Origin of the sequence: Ensifer sp. (genome assembly GCF_035999135.1) — a bacterium.
Lineage (GTDB): Bacteria > Pseudomonadota > Alphaproteobacteria > Rhizobiales > Rhizobiaceae > Ensifer.
Map to the genome: position 1 here is coordinate 30785 of NZ_DASYGZ010000127.1, position 21513 is coordinate 52297.

Sequence of the window (21513 nt, forward strand, 5' to 3'; positions counted from 1 at the left end):
TGCCCGAGGAACCATGAAGACACTCAAGATCGGCATTGCGGGCGCCGGCCCGGCAGGGCTCGCAGCGGCACTGATGTTGTCGCGGCGCGGTCATCAGGTGGAGATTGTCGAGCGTTTCGACGAAGCGTCGCCGGTCGGCTCGGGCCTGATGCTGCAGCCGACGGGGCTGAGCGTGCTCGACACGCTCGGCCTGCTGGAGCCGATGCTTGCGCTGGGCAGCCGGATCGACAGGCTCTATGGCGCGGATGCCAAGTCCGGCCGGACCGTGCTCGACGTGCGCTATGACGCTCTTTCGGGTGGCCGCTTCGGCTTGGCGGTGCAGCGGGCAGCGCTGTTTCATACGCTGCACGACGCCGTGGTTAAGGCTGGCCTGCCCCTTCGCACCGGCTGCACGCTGACAGATATCAGGCTTGTCGGCGACCGGGCGGTCCTTCTCGACGCGAGCGGCCGAGAGGCGGGCGCCTACGACCTTGTGATTGACGCGAGCGGCACGCGCTCGGCGCTGGCGGCCGGCTCGCCGCGCGCACCCAAGGTGCGCGAACTTGCCTATGGCGCCTTCTGGGCGACGCTCGACAGCGACGGCCTCCACCATGACCGCCACGCGCTCGTGCAGCGCTACGACCGGGCGAAGGTGATGATCGGCATCCTGCCGGCCGGCAGGGCTCGGGAAGGCGAGAAGGGGCGTGTCGCCTTCTTCTGGAGCCTGAAGGCCGCGCATCTGGACGCCGTGCGGCAGGAGGGCCTCGATCGCTGGAAGGCGGTCCTCCTCGGCTATTGGCCGGACTGCGCGCCGTTGCTCGACCAGATCGACGACTGGGAGCAACTGACATTTGCCCGCTATGCCCATCGCACCATGCACCCGCCGGTGTCCGGGCGGATTGCCTTTATCGGCGACAGCGCCCATTCGACCAGTCCGCAGCTCGGACAGGGCGCGAACATGGCATTGCTTGACGTTGCGGCGCTGGCGCACGCGCTCGACCGGGACTCGGATCTTGACGCGGCGCTTGCGGCTTATGCGGCGGCACGGCGCAACCACGTGCAACTGTTCCAGCTTCTGTCGCTCGCCTTCACGCCGTTCTACCAATCGGATTCGGCGGCTCTCGCCTGGGTGCGCGATCGGCTGGTGGCGACCGTCGCCCGCACGCCGCCGATCAGGGCGCTGCTTGCCTCTATCGTCTCGGGCACGCTGATCGATCCGTTCCGCTCGGCGGGACTTTCCGAAAGCGACTGGCATGCGGTTCGTGCGGCTCCGGATGCGCGCGGGCATCTCGGCGCCCGTGCGATTCCCACCTGATAGGACGCGCGAATCCTGTATCAAGCGGGGCAACCAGAAATCAGCCGGAAGGTTTCGATGACAAACAGCGTTGCGGCCATTCTCGTTCACGTGCCCGATCCGGAAGCGGGGCTTGCCTGGTACGCGCGCGCGTTCCCCGAGGCCGAACGCCTGTGGCTCGAAGCGTTCGATTTCAGCTATCTGAGGGTCGGCTCGATCGATCTCGAAATCGTCCAGGCCGACGAGAAGGTGGCAAGCGGCCCCGCCGGGTCGGTCGTCTATTGGACGGTCGAGGATCTCGACCGTTCCCTTGCCCATTTCGAAGCGCTGGGAGCGCATCTTTATCGTGGTCCCATGGCGATCCAGGAGGGGCTGTGGATGTGCCAGGTCCGCGATCCCTTCGGCAATTGCATCGGCCTTCGCGGGCCACGGCCCGGATGAGATGGAGGCTGAATGTCGAAGACACCTGTCACATGCGAAATCCGTTACCGCATCGATGAAAGCCGGATGGCGGAATTCGAGGTCTATGCGTCGACCTGGGTGGCGCTCATCGAGCGCCACGGTGGAACCCATCACGGCTATTTTGTGCCGCGCGAAAAGCCTGAGGGCGTCGGCACGAGCTTTCCGGGCGTGGGCGAGGAGGGCGCCGGCGATATCGCCGTGGCGCTCTTCACCTTTCCGGACGAGGTGGCCTATCGTCGCTATCGCCATGCCTTGGGCACGGATCCGGACGGCGTGGCGGCGAATGCGCGTTACGCCGCCGATCCGCCGTTCGTGAGCTACGAGCGCATCTTCCTGCAGCCGCTTGCGCGAACAGACTAGCAGCGACGGGGCGCCCGTTCGCTCGATCGATCAAGGCGCAGGGTCGCGCCTGCCGTTCCCAAAAAGAGTCGGCAAGTTGCCGTATCTCGCTGTTTTTCCGGGATGATCTCGATCGCTCAGGCAGCCTTTGCTTCCAGCCCCTGAAGAGCGCGCGTCAGTGCGTCGTAGCAGACAGGGTCAAGGCCGGTTCCGACATCGGCGGCCATGATCGCCAGTGCCTTTGCTGCCGGCATCGCGGCACGGTAGGGCCGGTCGGCCGTCAGCGCGTCAAAAATGTCGGCAATCGTGACGATGCGCGTTTCGAGATCGAGATCGCTGCCGGACAGGCCGCATGGGTAGCCGCTGCCGTCGAGCTTTTCGTGGTGGTTGCGGGCGATGGTGGCGAGCCTGCCAAAGGCATCGATCCGCTCCAGGATGGCCGCGCCGAGATCCGGGTGGTTCTTCATCGCCGACCATTCCTCAGGGTCGAGCTTGGCGGGCTTGTCCAAGACCTCGTTGGACACGCCGAGCTTGCCGATATCGTGCAGCAGCGCGCCGCGCACCAGCCAGCGCTTGCGCGCCCGGCTGAGGCCGAGCTCGGTGGCGATCAGGTCGGTAAAGAGCGCCACGCGCTTGCTGTGGCCGCTAGTAAAGGGGCTCTTGGCGTCGATCACCTGGGCAAAGCCGTCGGCGATATCGTCCAGCAGGCCGTCATCGACGTCGCGGGAAAACCCGGCCGGCTCGAGCGCGAACACCCGCGTGTCGAGCTTGGGGTCCTCGAGCGCCGACCAGAACGCGGGATCGGCGGCGATCTCTTCAAAGGCGGAAGCGAGCGCGGGGTCGAACCACTTTCCGGCCCGGCGGCGCAGTTCGCGACAGGCGGCCTTGCGCCCGGCGGTTATGTTGAAGACATCGACCACCTGGGCAACGAGCGCGATCCGCGCGAGCAGCGAGATCTCCGCGCCCTTGCGCCCGAGCGGCTGGCCGCGTCCGTCCCAATGTTCGTCGAGATCGAGGATCGCTTGCGCCACCGGTTCGGAAAAGCGCATCCGGCGCGCGATCTCCGCGCCGCGTTCGCAGCGCGTTTCGATCAGCTCGCGATCGATCTTGCCGCCGCTCATCGCCAGGTTCAAGACCGTGCGGAGCTTGACGGCAAGGCCGGAGCGCACCGCCGTATTGGCGGCGATGAAGCCGAGCACCTGCGTGAAGCTGTTGTCGATCAGCTTGGCGTTGCGCTTGAAGTCATGGTCGCTGGTGGCAAACAGTTTGCAGATGCGGGCAGCGTTGCTGCTGCAGCCTAGGTCCTTCAAAAGCAGGGCATAGTAGAGGTCGTGCCTCTCTGCGTCGGACAGCTTCAGCCTTTCGCCAAGGTGCATGCCGATCCAGCAGCAGCGCACGCTGTGGCCCGCCGGCTGGCCGTCCGTCAGGTCGAGCGCATAACTGAGCGCGCTGACGATCTCCGCGAGCCGCAACTGTTGCGGCTGACGCTCTTCCCCCGATGTCGCTGCCATTGTCGCGCGATCCTCCATCCCTGCACGCTTTCCTTAGCTGACAAGGCGTTAAGGTCGGCTTAGTGCGTGGCAGGCGAGGCCGTGGGAGCGGAAAATGGCCCGCGCACAAGGTCGCGGACCAGGCATATGAGAGGCCTGGACGGGCCTCCGTGGTGCGCCGGGTGTGGCTTGAGCCTGTCTCAGGCGGCGCGGCAGAAATCCTGCCGGCCGAGGGCGAACGCCACTGCCGCGTCCGCATGGATTGCGGTGGAATCAAAGCCCGGGAGTGGCAGGGCGCGCGGGTCGAGCGTCAGGCAGATCTCGGTGCAGCCGAGGATGACGGCATCGGCGCCTTGGACTTCTGCCTTGTCGATCAGGTCGATCAGTGCCCGGCGGGAGGAGCGCAGGACCTTGCCGGCGCAAAGCTCGTCGAAGATGACGTTGTGGGTGAGCGCGCGGCCATCGGCATCCGGCACCATGATGTCGATGCCGTGGCTCCGCATGCGCTCGGCGTAGAAACCGTGCTCCATGGTGTAGCGGGTGGCGAGCAGCAGCGGCTTGCGGCTGCCTCCGGCCTTCAGGCGGTGGGCGGTCTCGTCGATGATGTTGAGCAGCGGAATGTCGATCGCGGCCTGCACCTTGTCGGCGATCAGGTGCATGGTGTTGGTGCAGATCAGCACGCAGTCGGCGCCAGCAGCTTCAAGACCGCGGGCGACAGCCGCAAGTCGGCTGGCGGCCTCGTCCCAGCGGCCGGCCTTCTGCAGGTCGACGATCGACTGGAAGTCGACGGAGTGCAGCAGAACCTCGGCAGAATGCAGGCCGCCCAGCCGCTCGCGAACCGCCTCGTTGACCATACGGTAATAGACCAAGGAGCTTTCAAAGCTCATGCCGCCGATAAGACCGATCTTGCGCATCACCATTCTCCTTGCCCGCTGCTGTCGCGTCCGTAAGGGCGCTTGTTCGATGGGCGGAACTATGCCGCAGGCGACGCCGGAATGGTTCGCTTTGATCAGTGCATGGACCGAATTTAGCGCGAAAAATTTGCGCATTTATGGAGATATGCGCAAACATATGGCTGCGATGGCGTTGAATGCAGGAGGGATCGGCGTGCTTGATGACAGGGACAGAAAGCTGCTTGCGCTCATGCAGCAGGACGGCAGTGTCGCGGTCGGCGAATTGGCGGAGAAGGTCAATCTCTCGCTGTCTGCCTGTTCGCGCCGGATCCAACGGCTGGAGGAGGCGGGCTACATTGCCCGTCGCATCGTTGTGCTCGATCGCGAGCGCATGGGTGTGCCGACCACCGTCTTCGCGCTGATCAAGACCGCGCACCATTCCGACGAGTGGATTGAAACCTTCCGCAAGGCGATCAGCGACATCCCTGAAATCGTCGAGGCCCATCGCCTGACGGGGAACTATGACTATATCGTCAAGGTCGTGCTGCCGCGGGTCGAACACTACGACGTGGTCTACAAGCAGATCGTGCGCAAGGTCGAACTCTTCGATGTGTCCGCCTCGATCTCGATGGAAATCCTAAAGAGCGGCACCGCGGTGCCGGTCGACTATGCGGTGTAGGATGTAATGGCGGGTCATGACCCGAGCCCGACTGAGGGCCGTGACTTTGCCGCTGTACGGCTGGTGGTCGATCTGCACCGATGGGCTGTTCAAGATGCCTTCGGGCGCTCAGGGCCAAAGCGGGCGGCATAGTCGGAGGGCGATATGCCCTTGCGTCGCTGGAAGGAGCGGCGCATGCGTTCAGCGCTTCCAAAGCCGAACAGGAATGGTGCCCCCGCGACCGTCGCTTCGCCCCGCTCCAGGGCGTCGCAGGCGGCTTCAACCCGCAATTCCTCGATGAACTGCGCCGGACTTGCGCCCATCGTCTCGGTGAAGAGGCGTGAGAAATTGCGTTCGCTCATATGCGCCATGCCGGCAAGACGGGGAACCGAGAGATCCGCCTGAAGGTCGGCGCGAACCGCTCCCAGCAAGGTGTCGAACCGATCGCTTCGACTGTTCATCTGCTGGTGAAGAGCGGCGCTGAACTGGCGCTGGCCACCGGTGCGCTTGACATAAAGCACCAGCGAACGGGCGAGCCTCAGCGCCTCGTCGCGGCCGAGGTCACGCTCGACCATCGCCAGGGCCATGTCGATGCCGGCGGTCACCCCGGCCGAGGTCCAGACACCACGGTCCTCCTCGTAGATCGAATCCTCGCGCACGTCGATCTCCGGGAAGTCCTGCCGGAACCGGGCGCAATCCTCCCAGTGGGTGGTCGCCCGCCGTCCATCCAGATGTCCGCCACGCGCGAGAATGAAGGCGCCGAGGCAGATCGAGCCGAGGCGGCGGCTCCGTGGCGCCATCTCGGCGAGAAAACCGAGCAGTGCCGCCGAAGCCGCTGCCTCAAGCGCACTTTGTCCGCCGGAGACCAGCAGCGTGTCGGGCGGTGCCGATACCGCATGCGAAAATGGCAGCGTTTCGAGCGCGAAACCGGTGTCAGTGAGAACAGGGCCGCCGGCTTCCGAGAGGAGCGAGATGGCATAGGCCTTTGCGCCCGATGGCAGGCGCGCGTCGTTGAAGACCTGCAGCGGCCCGGTCACATCGATCAGCTTGGTGCGGTCGAACAGCACGATGGCGACGGTTCGGACGGTCTCTTCGGGTTTGGCGTAAAAAGAGGGCATGTTGTCATTTATGCCAGTCGCTTTTCGTGGGAGCAAGAAGGCAGATCCCAACTGCTGCCCCTTGGAGCCGGCCATGCTTGAACTCAGACCGAATTGCGAACTGTGCGACCGCGACCTGCCACCGGGCTCGGTAGATGCGCGCATCTGCTCCTACGAGTGCACCTATTGCGCCAACTGCGTCGAAACGGTGCTTCACAATGTCTGCCCGACCTGTGGCGGCGGGATTGCGCCCCGGCCCATCCGGCCGGCACGGTCATGGCGTCCCGAGAAGCGATTGGGCCTCGGCTTCGATCCCGCCAGCGACGTGCGTCGTCACTCGCCCTTCAGTGCAGAGGAGATCAAGGCGCATGTGGCGCGGATCCGGCATCTTGCGCCGGATGAGCGTTGACGGTTTCTGCACTCCGATACCACTCGGGAACGCTGTTCTTGACTTTTTGCAAGGGAGACATGAGGCGCCGGCGCTTGTCCTTGGCGGCTGCAACCTCCAAGTTGTAGCTAGTCCAACGGAAGGCCGGTCGCGGAGCCGACTGGAAACAAGACATGCAGGACAGGCATCATGTGGTCGTCGTCGGCGGTGGGTTCGGCGGCTTGCAGCTGGTCAAGGAGCTTGCCGGCGCGCCGGTGAAGATCACCCTCATCGACCGGCGCAACCATCATCTCTTCCAGCCCTTGCTCTACCAGGTTGCAACGACGCTGATCGCGACGTCCGAGATCGCCTGGCCGATCCGCAGCCTCTGGCGCGACCGGCCCGAGGTGACGACGCTGCTTGGCGAGGTCACGGATGTAGACGAGGCCGGAAAGGTCGTCATGCTCAGGGACGGCAGCCGTATCGCCTACGACACGCTGGTGCTGGCGACCGGCGCGACGCACGCCTATTTCGGTCACGACGAATGGGAACCCTTCGCTCCCGGCCTGAAGACGCTCGAAGACGCAACGACGATCCGAAGGCGCGTGCTGCTTGCCTTCGAGCGCGCCGAGCTCGAAGACGACCCGGCCGCGCGCGATGCACTTCTGACCTTCACCATCATCGGCGCCGGGCCGACCGGCGTCGAGCTTGCCGGCATCATCGCCGAAATGGCGCACAGCACGCTTCCCGACGAATTCCGCCGCATCGACACGCGCAAGGCGCGGGTGATCCTGGTCGAGGCGGGCCCGCGCATTCTCGCCGCCTTCAGCGAGGATCTTTCTGATTATGCCGTCAAGGAGCTGGAGCGGCTCGGCGTCGAAGTCCGCACCGGCACGCCGGTCACATCCTGCACTGAAGAGGGCGTCATGATCGGCGACGAATTCGTCGCCAGCCGCACGCTGGTCTGGGCCGCCGGCGTGCAGGCGTCGCCGGCGGCGCGCTGGCTAGCGATCCCGGCCGACCGCGCCGGCCGGGCGATCGTCGGCGCCGACCTGACGGCTCCTGATCATCCCGACGTGTTCGTCATCGGCGACACGGCTTCGGTCACCTATGACGGCGGCAAGCCGGTGCCGGGCATTGCGCCGGCCGCCAAGCAGCAGGGTTCCTATGTCGCCAAGGTGATCCGGGCGCGGCTTGACGGTAAGCCTGTGCCCGAAGGCTTCCGCTATCGCCACCAGGGCAGCCTCGCCACCATCGGACGCCGCGCCGCGATCATCGATTTCGGCCGCTTCAAGCTCAAGGGCGCGCTTGCCTGGTGGATCTGGGGCATCGCCCACATCTACTTCCTGATCGGCACCCGCAGCCGCTTCGCCGTCGCCTGGAGCTGGTTCTGGACCTATTTGAGCGGCCAGCACAGCGCCCGGCTGATCACCCAGAAGGAGACGCTGAAGGAGAAGGGGTAGAGGCTAGCGCGTATATCTTCCTGCCAGCGCCTGAGATCGAACGCGCTGACGCCGGTAAGCTGCGGCATTGCACCTCGCGAGAGGTGTGCCGCGCAGAGAGATGCACTTTCTAGGTGGTCCTTACGTCTCTATGGTTCCCCTCTCATGCCAGTTGAGTCGGAGATCTCCGTGACGAAAAGCCAGCCTTTGGGCACCCTGTTTGCCATAACCTTCGTGCTTGCCGGTTTTAGCGCATCGCCGGGCGAGGCGGCTCCGTCCTGTGCAAAGGTCAGCTACTCGGCAGAGCGTGCCCGGCTGCAGAAGGTCTTCGCAACGAATGCATTTCTTCACGACGAAAGTGCCTTCCTGCTCAAAGGACTGGACCGCCGGCTGAAGGAAATGCCGCAAGGCCGCCTGAACGCGCGCGGGGCTCAATGCGGCATTCAGGCGGTGCGGGCGCTCGTGCTTGGCTGCATGAACGAGATTCTGCCGTCGCAACTGGCATCGACGGTCAAGCCGGCAGCAAAAACCGGAAAGGCTTATTGGGGCAAGGACAACGTTTCCCGCCGCGAAGCCCTGGTGATCGGGATGGCCAACATGTGCCGCGCTAGCGCGACCGACGCACTCTTTTCAAACCAGTGACAACGCAAGGCCAGTGACGACGCGCGGTCGGTGGCAGCCTTATCTCTGCACCTTGACGATCAGGATCATCGGCCGGTCGACTTCTTCCGCGAGCGCCGGGATCTCCTCGATCTGCGCTGCCGTCGGCCGCCATTCCTCGACGTGACGGATGGTAAAACCCGTTGCGATCAACGTGTTCAGCGTCGTGCCGATGGTGCGGTGATGCTTGATGACGCCCTTGGCCAGCCAGTCGGTCGAGCGCGGACCCTCGGCCGAGTAATGGTCGACCGGCCAGGTGCGCTCGCCATCGGTGGTCCGCCAGCTGGGATTGAATGAGGCCATGTAGATCGGGTGCTCGATGGTGAAGACGAACTGGGCGCCGGGAACGAGCGCCTGATGGATGGTGGCAACCAGCCGGCCAAAGTCCTCGACATAGTGGAAGGCGAGCGAGCTGTAGGCAAAGTCGAAGCTCTCTCGGGGCAATTCGAGCTGGTCGAGATCCGCGATCCGGTAGTCGATCGCCGGATCGGACGTATCGGCCTTGGCGCGGGCGATCATTTTTTCCGAAAGATCGAGCCCGAGCACGTGGGCGGCACCCGCCTCGCGGGCGTAGCGCGAAAACCAGCCATAACCGCAGCCGAGATCGACGACGCGTTTTCCCGAAAGATCCGGCAGTTGGGCTTTGATGGCCGGCCATTCGGCAGCCCCCGCAAGGCCGTGGACGGAGCGTCCGAGCTGGCTGTAGCCCTCGAAGAATTCGGGTTTGTCATAGATATTCTGGGCCATGGCGGTCTCCTTCTTTCGGCATTGGGCGGCGCAGTTTCGTGCGCGCGATAGGCCGCCGCGGTATCCAACGCCGTTCCCGCGGGAACAGCAAGCGGGCTTCGATCCTGCTCGAAACCGGCGGCACTTCAAGGTGCCCATGCGGCGATTTGTTAAGCCGTGCGGCACTGCAAGGTCAAGTTGCGCTTGACGCGCAAGCTTTTGTTTTTGTTTTCTAGTGGTGTGCTAATGTACGATTCTCGTGCTCCAGTCCGAATTGCGGAGGCGTAATGTCCGAAGCTGTCCATCCTGCTGCCATCCATCATCTTCCAGGCTTTATCACGGCACCCGGCCAGTCCGACTGGCTGCTCACTGCCGTCGCCATCTTCCTGATCGTGGCGATCTTCGCCCTCGGTACGCTCTATCTCCGACTGCACTCCTTGCCGGAGCTCATGGCGCACAAGACCAACAAGATCCAGCTCGAGCTGGTCGCGGTCCTGGCGCTCCTGTCGCTGCTTACACACAACAACATCCTTTGGGGTGCCGCACTTCTTCTGGCGCTGATCGACCTCCCCGATTTCTCCTCGCCGCTGTCGTCGATCGCCGGCTCGCTGGAGAAAATCGCCGGCAAGGTGACTGGCGAGCCTGGCGCGGCCGAGAGGGCGCTTGCCGAGACGGAGCCGGCGGCAACCGAGCCGCTGCCGCTGCCGCGCGCCTTGCCCGGCCACGGGTCACCCGATCAGCCGTCGACGGAAGGGAAGGCATAAGCCATGTTCGAGTTCATTCTTTGCTCGATGCTGACCATCCTGCCCGACTATCTCTTCCGCCGTTACGGCCAGGGAAAACGCATCGGGCGCGAGATCACGATCTACTCGGTCTGGTTCGAGCTGCGCTGGGGCATCACCGCCTGCGTCGTGCTGACGATATCGCTGATCACCCTGATCTTCTATTTCCACCCGTCGACGAAGAACGTGACCGCTGCTTTCCGTACCGTTGCGGTGCTGCCGGAAGCCGGTGGGCGGGTACAGGAAATCTACGTCACGCGCTTTGAAAAGGTGAAGGCCGGCCAGCCGCTGTTCAAGCTCGACAGTTCCGAGCAGGAGGCGACGGCCGAGGTCGCACGGCGCCAGATCGACGAGGTCGATGCGGAGATGACCGTCGCCCGCACCGAGCTTGTCGCCGCCGATGGCGTGATCGTCCAGGCGCAGGCTTCCGTGCAGCAGGCGCAGGACGAGTACGACACTCAGGTCGAGCTGAACAAGCTCAACCCCAATGTCGTCGCCCGGCGCGAGATCGAGCGTCGTCAGGTCAACCTCGAGGGGCGCAAGGGCGCGCTGACGGCGGCCGTTTCCAACAAGCAGACGTTGGAAACGAAGCTCTCCTCGTTGCTTCCCTCGCAGAAGGCGAGCGCCGAGGCAGCTCTCAAGCAGGCGTCGGTCGACATTTCCAAGACCACCGTGCGCGCCGGCGTGCCCGGCATGCTGCAACAGTTCTCCCTTCGGGTCGGCGAGTATGTCAACCCGATCCTGCGTCCTGCTGGTGTCCTGGTCCCGGCAGACGCCGGCCGGGCGCGACTTGTTGCCGGCTTCGGGCAGATCGAGGCACAGGTGATGAAGGTCGGCATGATCGGGGAGGCGACCTGCGTCGGCAAGCCTTTCACCATCATCCCCCTTGTCGTCACCGAGGTGCAGGACGTGATCGCCGCCGGCCAGGTGCGCGCCAGCGACCAGCTGATCGACGTTACCCAGCTCTCGCAGCCCGGTACGCTCACTGTTGTCATGGAGCCGCTTTATCCCGGCGTGCTCGACGACGTGCCGCCCGGCAGCAGCTGCATCGCCAATGCCTATACCAGCAACCACGACGAGCTGGACAAGCCCGGGATCAGTACCCTGCAATGGGCCTATCTGCACGGGGTCGATGCCGTCGGCCTCGTGCATGCGGCGATCCTGCGCATCCAGGCGCTGATGCTGCCGGTGCAGACGCTGGTGCTTGGCGGACACTAACAGGGCGGATGAGCGTGACCGGCCAGGAGCAGTCCTGGCCGGTTTTTTGCGCGCAGATGGCGCGATCTGCTTCAGGCACTTGCCTCTTATTCTTGCGGGCGGGCCGCTTCGCAAGCCCCAGTGAGTGGTGTGAACGGCCATGTTTTCGCGGTTTCACTGGCGCCATTCACGAGGCGGACGAGCGCCGGATACAGGCAGGGAGGCGCGGATCCATCCCGCTTACGCCCGGAAAAAGAGGTAGACGAAGACCGGGTTTTCAGGCGCGCCTTTGTGGGACGCCGCGGCGGCTTGGGGGTTGACACCCCCATTGCGGCGGTCGCCGGTCGGGGCGACAACCTATGCTCGCTTTACCCTTCGGCGATTATCACGGGCGTGACGGATGGGCAATTTTCCTTGTTCGCGCGTGCGGCGCATTACGGTCTTGGATGGACGCAATTTCGTGCCGGCGCCGAAGCGGCCTTGAAAATCAGTGGGATGGGAAGGCAGCGCTTGCCCAAAAATGATTGAGCCCCCGTGGGGACGGAGGCTCAAGCGCGCAATCAAATTAATAAAGCAACTGCACCGCAATAAAGCCACAAGCATGTCATACTCTTCCGAGGATTGCATACTTGCGGTGCGCAATCGCAAGTACAGTTTGGCAAAACCATGACTCGAAATCAATGGAATTTAAGGGGGATTTCGTAGTCAATTCGGGCTAGAGGTAAAAGCCTTACATCCTAACCCGATCGGAGGAGTGGTTTCGTAGGGATTAGTCCTGCCACGGAAACCGTTCATTTCCTTCGTTTTCCCCGTCGTCGGTCAGGGTTTTCACCGGTAGCGTCCATGGTTCCCAGTCAGCGTCGTGGTCTGCGCCCTCGCGGCGGTAGAAGCGCTTGGCGTCGTCGTTGGTCGCGAGCACCGTCCAGTTGATGCGCGGCGCACCGATGGCGGCCGCATGGTCCTTCAGCGCGGCGAACAGCCGAGCGCCGGCGCCCGACGAACGCGCTCCCTCTTCGACATAAAGTTCCTTCAGCACCAGCGTCGGCTTCAGGTCATAGGTCCAGGGAATGACGTAGTAGACGGCGATGCCGACCACGCGGTCGCCAAGGGCTGCGACAAACACGCCAAAGCGAGGGTTTTCACCGAGCCCGTGCTCGACGAGATCCGCCTCGGTTACTCGAAAATCGTCGATGTAGCCCTCGAAAACCGCAAGGCCCCGCATCAGCTTGAGCACGTCGGCGACGTCGCGGCGTTCGAAGGGGCGGACTGTGAGGGGCAATGCGGGCATGTCGGAACCTCATTGAAACCAATTTTCGTGGTCCTGTTGTCGTAGCCATCAAAGGACAAAACATGCGGCAACTCCACGCGCTGCAGCAACTTGCCCGCTGACAAGACGCACAGCGCTACAGAGCTACAGAGCGGCCGGGTGCTTGTCGCCCCGGCCGCAATCTCAGGACTGTGTACCCTTGTCAGGCCGCAAGCAATGCTTGTGCCTCGCCGGGTGCTGCACCGGTGGCAAAGGCGAAGCCCTCGTCTTCCCAGCCGGTGATGCCGCCGATCATCAGCTTCACCGGGCGGCCGAGGCGGGCAAGCTTGAGGGCCGCCTGGTCGGCGCCGTTGCAATGCGGCCCGGCGCAGTAGACGACGAAGAGGGTGTCTTGCGCCCACTCGGCCATGCGCTCGGCGGTGATCTGGCGGTGCGGCAGGTGGATCGCGCCCGGCACGTGACGGCGGGCATAGGCGGCGTCAGTGCCGACCACATGCAGGAGCACGAAATCCTGCTCGCCGTTCTTCAGTGCATGGGCGACATCGGCGCAATCGGTCTCGACGCTGAGGCGTCCCGCAAAGTGGGCAATGGCGATCTCGGCGGAAGCGGCAGGGGTTTCGGTGACATAGCTCATCGGGGTTCTCCTCGGGTTTGGCGCGTTGACGAGGAGATCTGTAGCAGCGCTCGATCGGGGCTGGCAGTTGGCAACATTGCCATATATGCTCAAGATCATGCCAAAGTCGTTTTCCGCTTCTCAATCGCTCCAGAATCCGCTCGTCGTGGCGCTCGCGTATGACGGGCTCTGCACTTTCGAGTTCGGCGTCGCCGTCGAGATGTTCGGCCTGCCGCGGCCGGAAATGGGCGAGGGCTGGTACCGTTTCGCCGTCGCCTCGGTCGATCCGGGCGAGCTTAGGGCGACCGGCGGCGTGCGCTTTGTCGCCGACGGTGGCATCGAGCTTTTAGGCCAGGCCGGCACGATCATCGTGCCCGGCTGGCGCGGCGCTGATCAACCGGTGCCGGAGCCGGTCTGTGAGGCGCTGCGGCAGGCCCACGCCCGCGGCGCGCGCGTGCTTTCTATCTGCTCCGGCGTCTTCGTCCTGGCGGCGGCAGGGCTGCTATCGGGCCGTCGGGCGACGACGCACTGGCGCTATACCGACAAGCTGAAGGCGCTCTATCCCGATATCGAGGTGGTGCCCGATGTGCTCTATGTCGATGGCGGCCAGGTGCTGACCTCGGCCGGCAGTGCCGCCGGCATTGATCTCTGTTTGCACCTGATCCGCCGCGATTTCGGCAGCGAGGCGGCCAACCGCGTCGCCCGCCGCCTGGTCGTGCCGCCGCATCGCGATGGCGGACAGGCGCAGTTCATCGAGCGGGCGGTGCCTGATGTGCACGAGAGCGCGAGGCTTGGGCCGCTTCTCGACCGGATGCGCGAGCGGCTCGGCGAGGACTTCTCGATCGCCGCCCTTTCGAAGGCGGCCGGCATGAGCGAGCGCACCTTCCTTCGCCGCTTCGAGGCGGCGACCGGCACGACGCCGGCGCGCTGGCTTTTGTCGGAGCGGCTTGCGCGCGCCCGGCAGTTGCTGGAGGAAACAGCACTCGGCATGGAGCAGGTGGCCGAAGCGTCCGGCTTCGGCTCGACCCAGACGCTGCGCCACCATTTCCGCCAGCAGCTTTCGACCACCCCCGCCGCCTACCGTGTGGCCTTCGGGCGGATGGGGGGTGAGGCGGGGCTGCCTGCCAGGGCCGCCGCGGAATAAGCGCAGCGACCCGCTGGCCGCTACGCCTCCGACAATGCCGGCTCAGTCCCATCCCTGCGGAAGAACGATCGGAAGAACACAGCGTCCGGAGCGGAGGCGACCACCCGGGCGATGATTGCCGTTGCGGCGATCGCAAAGACCAGCCGGCCGAAAAAGACGCTGGTGAAATCCGCACCGAGCGCCACGACGACCAGCGTGTCCTCGATCAGGCTATGGCCGAAGCCCATGAAGACGCAGGCAAGGAACACCTGGCGCGGCTCGACCTTGGCCTCGCGCGCCTCGCGGATCAGAAGCGCGCCGCCATAGGAGATGCCCAAGAGCACGCCGACGGCGGCAAAGGGCACGGTCTCGGTCTTGACGCCCGCCAACCGAAAGAGCGGCGCCATGCCCCGGTTCAGCCATGTGAGGATGCCGGCGAGCTTGAGGATCTCGATCGTCCAGCTCAAGACGAGCAGCACGACGAGCATGGTCAGAAGCGTCTTCAGCGTGCCGAAGGCGAAGGCGACCCAGCCGGAGCCCTCGTTGGCCGGTATCCAAGTGGGGGCGAGTGGGGTTGCAAGCCATCCGGTGAAGGCGAAGGTCTGGTGCAGGATCGCTGCGAAGACGAGGCCGCCGCCGATCCGGATCGCGGCGGTGACGAGGAAGCCTGGGCCTGCCTTCTGGATGATGCGCTGCTCGATCGGGATGGCGTGGGCGACCAGCATCAGTGCCGAAAACACCGTCATGTCGGCGGTGGTCAGCTCCGAGACCGGCACCAGGGCGAAGACGACCACGACCGCGCCCCAGATGCCGACAAGCAGGCCGGTGAGCCAGGCGAAGGCAAACTCGGGCGGCAGGCCGATCACGGTCATCACCGGTTCGAAGGCGGGTGCGACCGCCCGGATGACACCGAGTTCCTGCAGCACATGGGTGACAATGGTGACGGGCACGATGATGCGCACCAGGTCGAAGTAGACTTCGAGGGTGGCGAGCGTCTTGCGGTAGAGGATGATCAGGACGGTCATGGCGGTCTCTCCTTGAGATGGTGTCCAAGGACTAGCGCGGGGCCGTTCGCAGGTGTGGTCAAAATATGCAGTTCTGTGCAATAAAATTGCACGAGGCGGAAAGCGAAGGAGCAAGCATGGACAAGATCGACAGCAAATTGCTGAGGCTATTGCAGGCGGATGCCTCGCGCACCAATGCCGAGCTTGCCGCCGAAGTCGGTCTTTCGCCGTCGAGCTGCCTGCGCCGCATCCGGCGGCTTCACGACACCGGCGTCATCGACCGGATCGTTGCGGTCATCAATCCCGCAAAGGCGGGTCGCACCATGAAGGCGATCATCACGATCGAGCTCGAGCGCCACGGCGAACAATATATCCGCCGCTTCCTCGATGCAGCCGCCAGGGAACCGGCGGTGATCCAGGCCTATAGCGTCAGCGGCGAGTCCGACGCGATCTTGATGCTGCGGCTGAGGGACATGGAGGAACTGGATGCGCTGACCGAGCGGCTTTTCAAGGAGGACAGCAATGTCGCGCGCTATTACACGGCCTTCGTGATCCGCACCGGCAAGGAGACGACGGAAATACCGGTGTGAGGGGCCCCGGACCACGCGGGCGAGCCGAAACGATAGGCGCTGGCGGGCCTGCCGGCATCCAAATCAAGTGCTTTCAACGAGATAGTCGCGCAACCTGCTCTTCAAACTCTCGACGACGTCAGGGTGGTCGAGGAAGTCAGTGATCGACATCATGGCCCATTGCTGGCCCTCGTCGCCAAACCGTATAGGCCCGAAGCCCTGTTCGAGCTTTCCGACAAGGAAGTAGCTTCCAGGATCGGTTGCGATCCGTGCCGGATAGTATCGCGTCCACACGATCCACGCTGGATCGACTGCAATATCGAACTCCTCGCGGGTCTCCCTGATCGCGCACTCTATCGGGCTCTCGCCATCCTCCCGCCCGCCACCCGGGAGATCCCACATGCCGGGAAAGGGGATTTCCGGCTTCTGGTCGCGCTGATAGGCAATCAATCGCCCCTGAAAGAGCAATGCGATTTTTGCGCCGTTGAAGGTGTTGAAGTCCATTTGCAAAACCTGCCTTTGTTGAATGAAGCTCGACCCTCGATGAAACCCGATTTCAGCAAAGCCGAAGATCAGGCAATTTGGCGACACTCGCAATGATTGTCGGTTGACCGGGGGCGTGACGAGAAGTCTTCCCCCGGCTTGCACTGTCGTCACTTCACTGCAGCATTTCCCCCATCGGCAAACAGCGCCGCACCCGAGACGAAGCTTGCCATCGGGCCGGAGAGGAAGAGGGCGGCCTGGGCGATTTCCTCCGGCTGGGCGATGCGCTTCATCGCGTGCAGGCCGGCGGCCCAGTCCTTGTTTTCCTTGCTGCCGGCGGCCGGCGTGTCGACGCCGCCCGGGAGAAGGGCGTTGGCGCGGATGCCGCTCGCGCCGTAGTCGGCGGTGATGCCCTTGACGAGGCCCATCAGCCCGGCTTTCGCCGCGCCATAGGCGGCCATGCCGGGAATGCCGACGCTGGTGCCGACGAAGGTGGAGGTGAAGACCAGCGAGCCGCCGCTGCGGGCAAGCATGGCCGGGATCTGGTGGCGCGCGCCGAGAAAGGCCGAGGTGAGGTTGGTTGCGAGCGATTGCTGCCATTCGGATGCGGTGATCTCGGCGACCGGCTTCATGACGTTGACCGCGCCGGCATTGTTGACGGCGATGTCGAGACCGCCGAAGCGGCTGACGGCCGTTTCCACCAGCCGGATATGGATTTCTTCCTCGGTGACGTCGCCGCTGACGGCGATCGCTTCGCCGCCATTGGCCCGGATTTCCTCGACGACGGCGTTGAGCGGCACTTCGCTGCGGGCGTTGAGAACGACCCTGGCGCCTTCGGCGGCAAACAGATGGGCGATCGCGCGACCAATGCCGGACGAAGCGCCGGTGATGATCGCGATCTTATCCTGCAACATGGACGTGGACTTGGACATGGACTGGGCTCCTCTTTGATTGAGGCGCCCTGACTACCGGTGGCGGACGCGAGCGCCCACCCGATTTCCGATCAGTGGTTGAGAGGTAACAATTTTCAATCGAGAGGTCCGATGAAAGCGGCGGATCTCGCCCAAGCTATCGCCACGCGATGTCGTTGCCTTCAAAGCGCCAGCGCCGGTCGGATCACTCCGAGCCGCGCATTGCCGACCAGCTGGTGTCGAACGACAGCTTGAGCACGACGCGGCCGTGATCGACGGTGGAATCGTAGTAGCGAAGATCCACGGTCATCGTATCGGCAAAGGTCCTGGAGACGCCGAGGTCCCATGCGATATCGTGGATTTCGAAGCCATAGCTGCCGAAGTCGGTACCGAGGGTGCCTGAGGCTTCGAGCTCGAAGGGGAGATCCTTCAGGCTCGCGTTCGCCTCCAGCCAGTCGGTGTCGACGAAGATGTCGTGGTAATAGCTGCCGCCGGCACTGAACCGTTCGGTGAACGCATAACTTGCCGTCGCGTTCAGTTCGCCGTAATCGGTCGGATCCTTCGGGTAGTAGTAGTGGGTATAGCCGAACCCGAGTGACAGGTCTCCGAAGGTCGGCCGGATACCGGCGTAGAGGTCGATTTCCGTGTCGGCGATGCCGTCCGTGCGAATGTTCGATAACCAGGTGCCGGCATAGAAGATGTCATAGGTCGCCTCGACGTAGCCCTGGAGCGCTGGCCTGTTCTCGGTCAGCGAAACGCCCTCTGAAATGTAGTCGGACACGAAGGCCAGGCCGAAGGTGACGTCGAACAGCGAATCTTCGGCGGCAAGCGGTGCCGTCTCGATTTCGACTTTGTCTTCAGCGCTGCTGCTGGTCGAGCAGGTGATGCTGGCGACGACGGCAAGCGGGATGCGTGCTCTCAACATGTTGCTGCACTTGTTTTTCTTTGGGCCATAGACAAATGGAAGGTTCCAGGCGCGACAGTGCCGATCGCAGGCCGCCTGGAGCGCGACCTGCGTGTGGCGCGATGGGGTTGCTATGCTCCGCAACACCCAAGGACTGGAGCGTCCGTTTTGCGTTCGCGTGACCGCACAACGCTCTAAGCGGGTTGCTGCTGGGTCGCGCAGTGGATTGTCCCGCCCCCACTTGCCAAGCCGTCGGTGGAAATCTGGACGACAAAATGTTCGGGATAGAGTGCTTGCAGGGTATTAAAGGCGATCAGGTCGTTCTCTTGATCGCCGAACTGGCCCTGGATGATGGCGCCGTTTGCGTGCGTAAAGCCGACATAGCCAGGAGCGGTCGTCTCGGTGAACTCATCGAGCGTTCGTTCCGTGATGTCGAGCTTGCCGTTTCGCCGTTTGAACGTGTCGTAGACCTTTTCGATCCGTGGCACTGGCAGGGCGTGCAGGGTCAATGTGGCGTCGGCGCCGCCGAGATATTTTCGCTTGAGGTCATCGGGCAGCGCATTGATCTCGGCGACCGCTGCCTGCAGAGCCTTCTCGTTGCGCCGGTCCTTCGGTTCAAAATTGGGGTCGAAGGCAAAGACCATCTGCGCTTGCGAGACAAATTTGGCGGTGAAGTCGACGTGCCAGTCGGTAAGCTCGGCACCCTTGACCCCGGGCATCCAGATCACGCGCTCCACGCCGAAGACACGAAGCAGTTCCGCCTCGATGTCCGCCTTGCTCTTTCCCGGGTTGCGGTTGTCGTTGATGATGCAGCTCTCCATCGCGACGGCGAGGCCCGATCCGTTGACCTCCAGCCCACCGCCCTCCATCGTCAGCCAGGTGGCAACGCCTGGCGTCTCCGCCTGCTTGTTGATGAACGTTGCAATCTTCATGTCACCGTCGATTGGCTGGTCCATCACGCCGTTTTCGGTCTTTTGCGGATCCTTTGCCCAATCGCAAAGCCCGGTCCGGATGGGCCATTGTCCCCAGCCGTTGAAATTGACATCGACACCATGCAACACGCCCTTGTCGTCCCTGACAAAGACCGGCGCGGTGTCGCGGGTCCACAGATCGTTGATCGGCGTTTGCAGGAAGGTGATGGGGAAGGTCCCGATCGCCGGAAGGTCCGTCGGATCGCGATGTTTGCCGATGTAGATGCGGCCGGAATTGTCGAGGGAGGTGCCAATCTGGTCCTTTGGCGATGTCTGCGCGATGATCTCAGCCAGAAAATTCTTGGCCTCGGCTTCGTCATCAGCCGTGTTGGCCAGCATGAAGACCGGCTCGAAGCGTGACAGGTTGGCGGCAAGGCGCATCAGATCCTGGCGGGCGACGGTGCGGCTGTTGGTCAAGTCGCGACCGAAGGCCGTTTCCATCTCTTCGCCCCAGGCGCCGGGGGTCGCGCCGTAGGCCATCCAGGTCGCCCTGTGCGGCGCCCATTCGGCCGGCATCGAAAGCGGCGGAAGATCGGAGGCGGTCGCCGGTGTGCCACAGTTCGCGCCGGCCTTGGCGGTTTTCGCACGTGCGTCATCCGGCCCGCTGATCAGGCCGCCGCGGCCGAGAACCGCGGCTGCAACCGTCCACCCGAAAAGACCACGCCTTGAAGTCATCATCTGCCGTCCTCCAAAGTCAGCGGCGCGGCTTTTTAGCCGTTCTGCCTGCTCCCAAATCGAGACAAAGGAGAACGGATTAAAGGCGGTCCCGCAATAACCCTGACGGGGGACATCCCGGCGTGGCAGGATGGTCCCACGCTGTCGCTCTTGCGGGCCTTCAAGCGTATGTTCGGAAGCGGGCAAGGGCGTCAATCAGGGCGCGAAGGAGGGCCGGATGCTGAGGATATACAAGGGGAGCTGTCATTGCGGCGCCGTGCGCATCGAGGCCGACCTCGACATCAGCGCCGGTACGGAAAAGTGCAACTGCACGATCTGCGTGAAGATGCGGCTCTGGTCGGTGGCGATCCGCCCCGAGGCCTTCCGGCTGGTCGCGGGGGAGGAAGTGCTGGCGGACTATCGTGGCCGCAACGCCGTCGCCCATCACTATTTCTGCAGTCAATGCGGGGTGCGACCGTTCGAGCGGATCGACGCGCCGAACATGACCAACCACACCTATTACAACATCAACGTCGCCTGCCTTGATGGCGTCGACATCGACGAACTGATGGCTGCACCCGTGACCTATTGCGACGGGCTCAACGATAACTGGGGCGAGGCGCCGGACGAGGTGCGGCATCTCTAAACTGGCCGCGCACGTTTCGGCCGATTTCAGAGGCGTTGTTTTCTCTCGTCCTCCTCCAGGTTCCCCAGCGTCCTCAGGGTCGCCAAGGTCTCGCGCAGCGCGCGATCGAGCCGCTTGTCGCGGCGAAGCACCAGGGCGGAACGGCGCGCGAAGGGTGGCGACACCTGCCGCACTTCCAGCCGTTCGCGGTCGCCCGGGCGAAGCGCGATCTCGGGCACGAGGGCGGCACCCAGGCCGGCGGCGACCATTTCCTTGATCGCGTCGACGCTGCCGAACGACATCAGCGGCCTGACGTCGGCGCCGCCCGAAAGCAGCCAATCGTCGGTGATCCGGCGGGTGTTGGCGCCAGGCTCGTAAAAGATCATCGGGTATTTCGCCAGGACTTGCGCGGTCACGCTGTCGGGCAATGCCGTCCCCAAGGGTGCGATGGCGACGAAGTGCTCGTCGAAAAGCGGCGCGACATCGAAGATACGGCCGGCGACGGGGAGGGTGACAAGGCCGATATCGAGCAGGTTGTCGTCGACCGCGCGCACGATGTCGGCGCTGTTTCCCGTTGTCACGGTGATGTCGAGATCGGGGAAGCGGCGCTTGAGATCGGCGAGCAGCGGCGGCAGGAGGAAGGCGCAAGGGGTTGCGCCTGTGCCGATGCGCACGCGGCCGAGCACGCCCTTGGCGTGGCGCGCCACCGCCTCGACCGCCTGGTCGGTTGCCGCCTCGATGCGCGCCACATGGGAGAGCAACTCTGCCCCGGCGGCACTCGGTCTTGCGGTACGGCCGACCCGCTCGACGAGGCGTACGCCGAGCTGTTTTTCCAGTGCACGCACCTGCAGGCTGATCGCCGGCTGGGTGAGGCCCAGCCGCTCGGCGGCGGCGGAAAAACTGCCGAGTTCGGCAACCAGCGCGAAAGTCTTGAGATAGTCGAGATCGAGGGCGCTCATATCAAAGTTTCTCTTATGCTTTGAATATGAATGCTAAGCTTCTT

The 21513-nt window shown here is 63.9% G+C and carries 24 protein-coding genes; 12 read left to right on the plus strand and 12 right to left on the minus strand.

The features are described 5' to 3' along the window. The first annotated feature begins 13 nt into the window (after positions 1–13). The 3 genes from VGO12_RS15455 to VGO12_RS15465 are packed head-to-tail and all read left to right on the plus strand — an operon-like array spanning position 14 to position 2095. Complete coding sequence (locus tag VGO12_RS15455) at positions 14–1294, plus strand: NAD(P)/FAD-dependent oxidoreductase (protein ID WP_327513629.1); 1281 nt, start codon at positions 14–16, stop codon at positions 1292–1294. Positions 1295–1351: 57 nt separating this feature from the next. Then, positions 1352–1714 carry a glyoxalase/bleomycin resistance/dioxygenase family protein gene (locus tag VGO12_RS15460; protein WP_327513630.1) on the plus strand — a complete coding sequence of 121 codons (363 nt, stop codon included), beginning with the start codon at positions 1352–1354 and terminating at the stop codon, positions 1712–1714. Between the two features lie 12 nt (positions 1715–1726). After that, positions 1727–2095, plus strand: coding sequence for an NIPSNAP family protein (locus tag VGO12_RS15465; protein WP_327513631.1), 369 nt, complete (start codon positions 1727–1729; stop codon positions 2093–2095). Positions 2096–2211: 116 nt separating this feature from the next. Here VGO12_RS15465 and VGO12_RS15470 read toward each other — a convergent pair whose 3' ends face one another. Both VGO12_RS15470 and VGO12_RS15475 read right to left on the minus strand, forming a co-directional pair. Beyond that, the gene (locus VGO12_RS15470) at positions 2212–3585 is read right to left on the minus strand and encodes an HD-GYP domain-containing protein (protein ID WP_327513632.1); all 1374 of its coding nucleotides are present in this window, start codon (positions 3583–3585) and stop codon (positions 2212–2214) included. Positions 3586–3764: 179 nt separating this feature from the next. Then, positions 3765–4484: an aspartate/glutamate racemase family protein gene (locus VGO12_RS15475; RefSeq protein ID WP_327513633.1), complete on the minus strand. Its 720-nt coding sequence runs from the start codon at positions 4482–4484 to the stop codon at positions 3765–3767. Between the two features lie 187 nt (positions 4485–4671). Between VGO12_RS15475 and VGO12_RS15480 the strand changes: the two genes are divergently transcribed. After that, positions 4672–5136 (plus strand): Lrp/AsnC family transcriptional regulator, encoded by a 465-nt coding sequence (locus VGO12_RS15480; protein ID WP_327513663.1) that lies wholly within the window; start codon positions 4672–4674, stop codon positions 5134–5136. Positions 5137–5225: 89 nt separating this feature from the next. Here the strand turns inward: VGO12_RS15480 and VGO12_RS15485 are convergent, their stop codons facing one another. Beyond that, complete coding sequence (locus VGO12_RS15485; protein WP_327513634.1) at positions 5226–6233, minus strand: GlxA family transcriptional regulator; 1008 nt, start codon at positions 6231–6233, stop codon at positions 5226–5228. Positions 6234–6306: 73 nt separating this feature from the next. Between VGO12_RS15485 and VGO12_RS15490 the strand changes: the two genes are divergently transcribed. From VGO12_RS15490 to VGO12_RS15500, 3 genes are all read left to right on the plus strand, one after another. Beyond that, entirely contained in the window at positions 6307–6621 is a 315-nt protein-coding gene (locus VGO12_RS15490; protein WP_327513635.1) for a DUF1272 domain-containing protein, read from the plus strand. Between the two features lie 152 nt (positions 6622–6773). Continuing rightward, positions 6774–8042, plus strand: coding sequence for an NAD(P)/FAD-dependent oxidoreductase (locus tag VGO12_RS15495; protein ID WP_327513636.1), 1269 nt, complete (start codon positions 6774–6776; stop codon positions 8040–8042). 168 nt (positions 8043–8210) lie between these two features. Next, positions 8211–8663, plus strand: coding sequence for a hypothetical protein (locus VGO12_RS15500; protein ID WP_327513637.1), 453 nt, complete (start codon positions 8211–8213; stop codon positions 8661–8663). Between the two features lie 39 nt (positions 8664–8702). Here VGO12_RS15500 and VGO12_RS15505 read toward each other — a convergent pair whose 3' ends face one another. Continuing rightward, complete coding sequence (locus tag VGO12_RS15505; protein WP_327513638.1) at positions 8703–9428, minus strand: class I SAM-dependent methyltransferase; 726 nt, start codon at positions 9426–9428, stop codon at positions 8703–8705. Positions 9429–9694: 266 nt separating this feature from the next. On the opposite strand from VGO12_RS15505, the gene VGO12_RS15510 reads away from it, so the two are divergent. Further along, complete coding sequence (locus VGO12_RS15510; protein WP_327513639.1) at positions 9695–10171, plus strand: hypothetical protein; 477 nt, start codon at positions 9695–9697, stop codon at positions 10169–10171. A gap of 3 nt (positions 10172–10174) precedes the next feature. Next, positions 10175–11407 carry an HlyD family secretion protein gene (locus VGO12_RS15515; protein ID WP_327513640.1) on the plus strand — a complete coding sequence of 411 codons (1233 nt, stop codon included), beginning with the start codon at positions 10175–10177 and terminating at the stop codon, positions 11405–11407. Positions 11408–12155: 748 nt separating this feature from the next. Here VGO12_RS15515 and VGO12_RS15520 read toward each other — a convergent pair. Both VGO12_RS15520 and VGO12_RS15525 read right to left on the minus strand, forming a co-directional pair. Beyond that, on the minus strand, positions 12156–12674 hold the full coding sequence (locus tag VGO12_RS15520) for a GNAT family N-acetyltransferase (protein ID WP_327513641.1): 519 nt from the start codon (positions 12672–12674) through the stop codon (positions 12156–12158). A gap of 181 nt (positions 12675–12855) precedes the next feature. Then, the gene (locus tag VGO12_RS15525) at positions 12856–13287 is read right to left on the minus strand and encodes a rhodanese-like domain-containing protein (RefSeq protein WP_327513642.1); all 432 of its coding nucleotides are present in this window, start codon (positions 13285–13287) and stop codon (positions 12856–12858) included. An 85-nt stretch (positions 13288–13372) separates the two neighbouring features. On the opposite strand from VGO12_RS15525, the gene ftrA reads away from it, so the two are divergent. Further along, positions 13373–14410 (plus strand): transcriptional regulator FtrA, encoded by a 1038-nt coding sequence (gene ftrA / locus VGO12_RS15530; protein ID WP_414650729.1) that lies wholly within the window; start codon positions 13373–13375, stop codon positions 14408–14410. Between the two features lie 20 nt (positions 14411–14430). On the opposite strand, the gene VGO12_RS15535 is transcribed toward ftrA, so the two are convergent. Beyond that, the gene (locus VGO12_RS15535; RefSeq protein ID WP_327513643.1) at positions 14431–15414 is read right to left on the minus strand and encodes a nucleoside recognition domain-containing protein; all 984 of its coding nucleotides are present in this window, start codon (positions 15412–15414) and stop codon (positions 14431–14433) included. A gap of 116 nt (positions 15415–15530) precedes the next feature. Here VGO12_RS15535 and VGO12_RS15540 point away from each other — a divergent pair, with 116 nt between their 5' ends. Then, positions 15531–15983: an Lrp/AsnC family transcriptional regulator gene (locus VGO12_RS15540; protein ID WP_327513644.1), complete on the plus strand. Its 453-nt coding sequence runs from the start codon at positions 15531–15533 to the stop codon at positions 15981–15983. A 63-nt stretch (positions 15984–16046) separates the two neighbouring features. Here VGO12_RS15540 and VGO12_RS15545 read toward each other — a convergent pair whose 3' ends face one another. The 4 genes from VGO12_RS15545 to VGO12_RS15560 form a co-directional block, all read right to left on the minus strand. After that, on the minus strand, positions 16047–16466 hold the full coding sequence (locus VGO12_RS15545) for an NUDIX hydrolase (protein WP_327513645.1): 420 nt from the start codon (positions 16464–16466) through the stop codon (positions 16047–16049). 149 nt (positions 16467–16615) lie between these two features. Continuing rightward, positions 16616–17377, minus strand: coding sequence for an SDR family oxidoreductase (locus VGO12_RS15550; protein ID WP_327513646.1), 762 nt, complete (start codon positions 17375–17377; stop codon positions 16616–16618). Positions 17378–17561: 184 nt separating this feature from the next. Beyond that, positions 17562–18281 carry a TorF family putative porin gene (locus VGO12_RS15555; protein WP_327513647.1) on the minus strand — a complete coding sequence of 240 codons (720 nt, stop codon included), beginning with the start codon at positions 18279–18281 and terminating at the stop codon, positions 17562–17564. 173 nt (positions 18282–18454) lie between these two features. Next, positions 18455–19909 (minus strand): agmatine deiminase family protein, encoded by a 1455-nt coding sequence (locus VGO12_RS15560; protein ID WP_327513648.1) that lies wholly within the window; start codon positions 19907–19909, stop codon positions 18455–18457. A gap of 214 nt (positions 19910–20123) precedes the next feature. Here VGO12_RS15560 and VGO12_RS15565 point away from each other — a divergent pair, with 214 nt between their 5' ends. Beyond that, positions 20124–20531, plus strand: coding sequence for a GFA family protein (locus tag VGO12_RS15565; protein WP_327513649.1), 408 nt, complete (start codon positions 20124–20126; stop codon positions 20529–20531). Between the two features lie 26 nt (positions 20532–20557). Here VGO12_RS15565 and VGO12_RS15570 read toward each other — a convergent pair whose 3' ends face one another. Continuing rightward, positions 20558–21469 carry a LysR family transcriptional regulator gene (locus VGO12_RS15570; RefSeq protein WP_327513650.1) on the minus strand — a complete coding sequence of 304 codons (912 nt, stop codon included), beginning with the start codon at positions 21467–21469 and terminating at the stop codon, positions 20558–20560. Between the last annotated feature and the right edge of the window lie 44 nt (positions 21470–21513).

Excerpts from the sequence above, each read along its gene's own strand:
- VGO12_RS15455 (WP_327513629.1), top strand. The coding sequence starts at position 14 with ATGAAGACACTCAAGATCGGCATTGCGGGCGCCGGCCCGGCAGGGCTC.
- VGO12_RS15460 (WP_327513630.1), top strand. The coding sequence starts at position 1,352 with ATGACAAACAGCGTTGCGGCCATTCTCGTTCACGTGCCCGATCCGGAA.
- VGO12_RS15465 (WP_327513631.1), top strand. The coding sequence starts at position 1,727 with ATGTCGAAGACACCTGTCACATGCGAAATCCGTTACCGCATCGATGAA.
- VGO12_RS15470 (WP_327513632.1), bottom strand. The coding sequence starts at position 3,585 with ATGGCAGCGACATCGGGGGAAGAGCGTCAGCCGCAACAGTTGCGGCTC.
- VGO12_RS15475 (WP_327513633.1), bottom strand. The coding sequence starts at position 4,484 with ATGGTGATGCGCAAGATCGGTCTTATCGGCGGCATGAGCTTTGAAAGC.
- VGO12_RS15485 (WP_327513634.1), bottom strand. The coding sequence starts at position 6,233 with ATGCCCTCTTTTTACGCCAAACCCGAAGAGACCGTCCGAACCGTCGCC.
- VGO12_RS15490 (WP_327513635.1), top strand. The coding sequence starts at position 6,307 with ATGCTTGAACTCAGACCGAATTGCGAACTGTGCGACCGCGACCTGCCA.
- VGO12_RS15495 (WP_327513636.1), top strand. The coding sequence starts at position 6,774 with ATGCAGGACAGGCATCATGTGGTCGTCGTCGGCGGTGGGTTCGGCGGC.
- VGO12_RS15505 (WP_327513638.1), bottom strand. The coding sequence starts at position 9,428 with ATGGCCCAGAATATCTATGACAAACCCGAATTCTTCGAGGGCTACAGC.
- VGO12_RS15510 (WP_327513639.1), top strand. The coding sequence starts at position 9,695 with ATGTCCGAAGCTGTCCATCCTGCTGCCATCCATCATCTTCCAGGCTTT.
- VGO12_RS15515 (WP_327513640.1), top strand. The coding sequence starts at position 10,175 with ATGTTCGAGTTCATTCTTTGCTCGATGCTGACCATCCTGCCCGACTAT.
- VGO12_RS15520 (WP_327513641.1), bottom strand. The coding sequence starts at position 12,674 with ATGCCCGCATTGCCCCTCACAGTCCGCCCCTTCGAACGCCGCGACGTC.
- VGO12_RS15525 (WP_327513642.1), bottom strand. The coding sequence starts at position 13,287 with ATGAGCTATGTCACCGAAACCCCTGCCGCTTCCGCCGAGATCGCCATT.
- ftrA (WP_414650729.1), top strand. The coding sequence starts at position 13,373 with ATGCTCAAGATCATGCCAAAGTCGTTTTCCGCTTCTCAATCGCTCCAG.
- VGO12_RS15535 (WP_327513643.1), bottom strand. The coding sequence starts at position 15,414 with ATGACCGTCCTGATCATCCTCTACCGCAAGACGCTCGCCACCCTCGAA.
- VGO12_RS15540 (WP_327513644.1), top strand. The coding sequence starts at position 15,531 with ATGGACAAGATCGACAGCAAATTGCTGAGGCTATTGCAGGCGGATGCC.
- VGO12_RS15545 (WP_327513645.1), bottom strand. The coding sequence starts at position 16,466 with ATGGACTTCAACACCTTCAACGGCGCAAAAATCGCATTGCTCTTTCAG.
- VGO12_RS15550 (WP_327513646.1), bottom strand. The coding sequence starts at position 17,377 with ATGTCCAAGTCCACGTCCATGTTGCAGGATAAGATCGCGATCATCACC.
- VGO12_RS15555 (WP_327513647.1), bottom strand. The coding sequence starts at position 18,281 with ATGTTGAGAGCACGCATCCCGCTTGCCGTCGTCGCCAGCATCACCTGC.
- VGO12_RS15560 (WP_327513648.1), bottom strand. The coding sequence starts at position 19,909 with ATGATGACTTCAAGGCGTGGTCTTTTCGGGTGGACGGTTGCAGCCGCG.
- VGO12_RS15565 (WP_327513649.1), top strand. The coding sequence starts at position 20,124 with ATGCTGAGGATATACAAGGGGAGCTGTCATTGCGGCGCCGTGCGCATC.
- VGO12_RS15570 (WP_327513650.1), bottom strand. The coding sequence starts at position 21,469 with ATGAGCGCCCTCGATCTCGACTATCTCAAGACTTTCGCGCTGGTTGCC.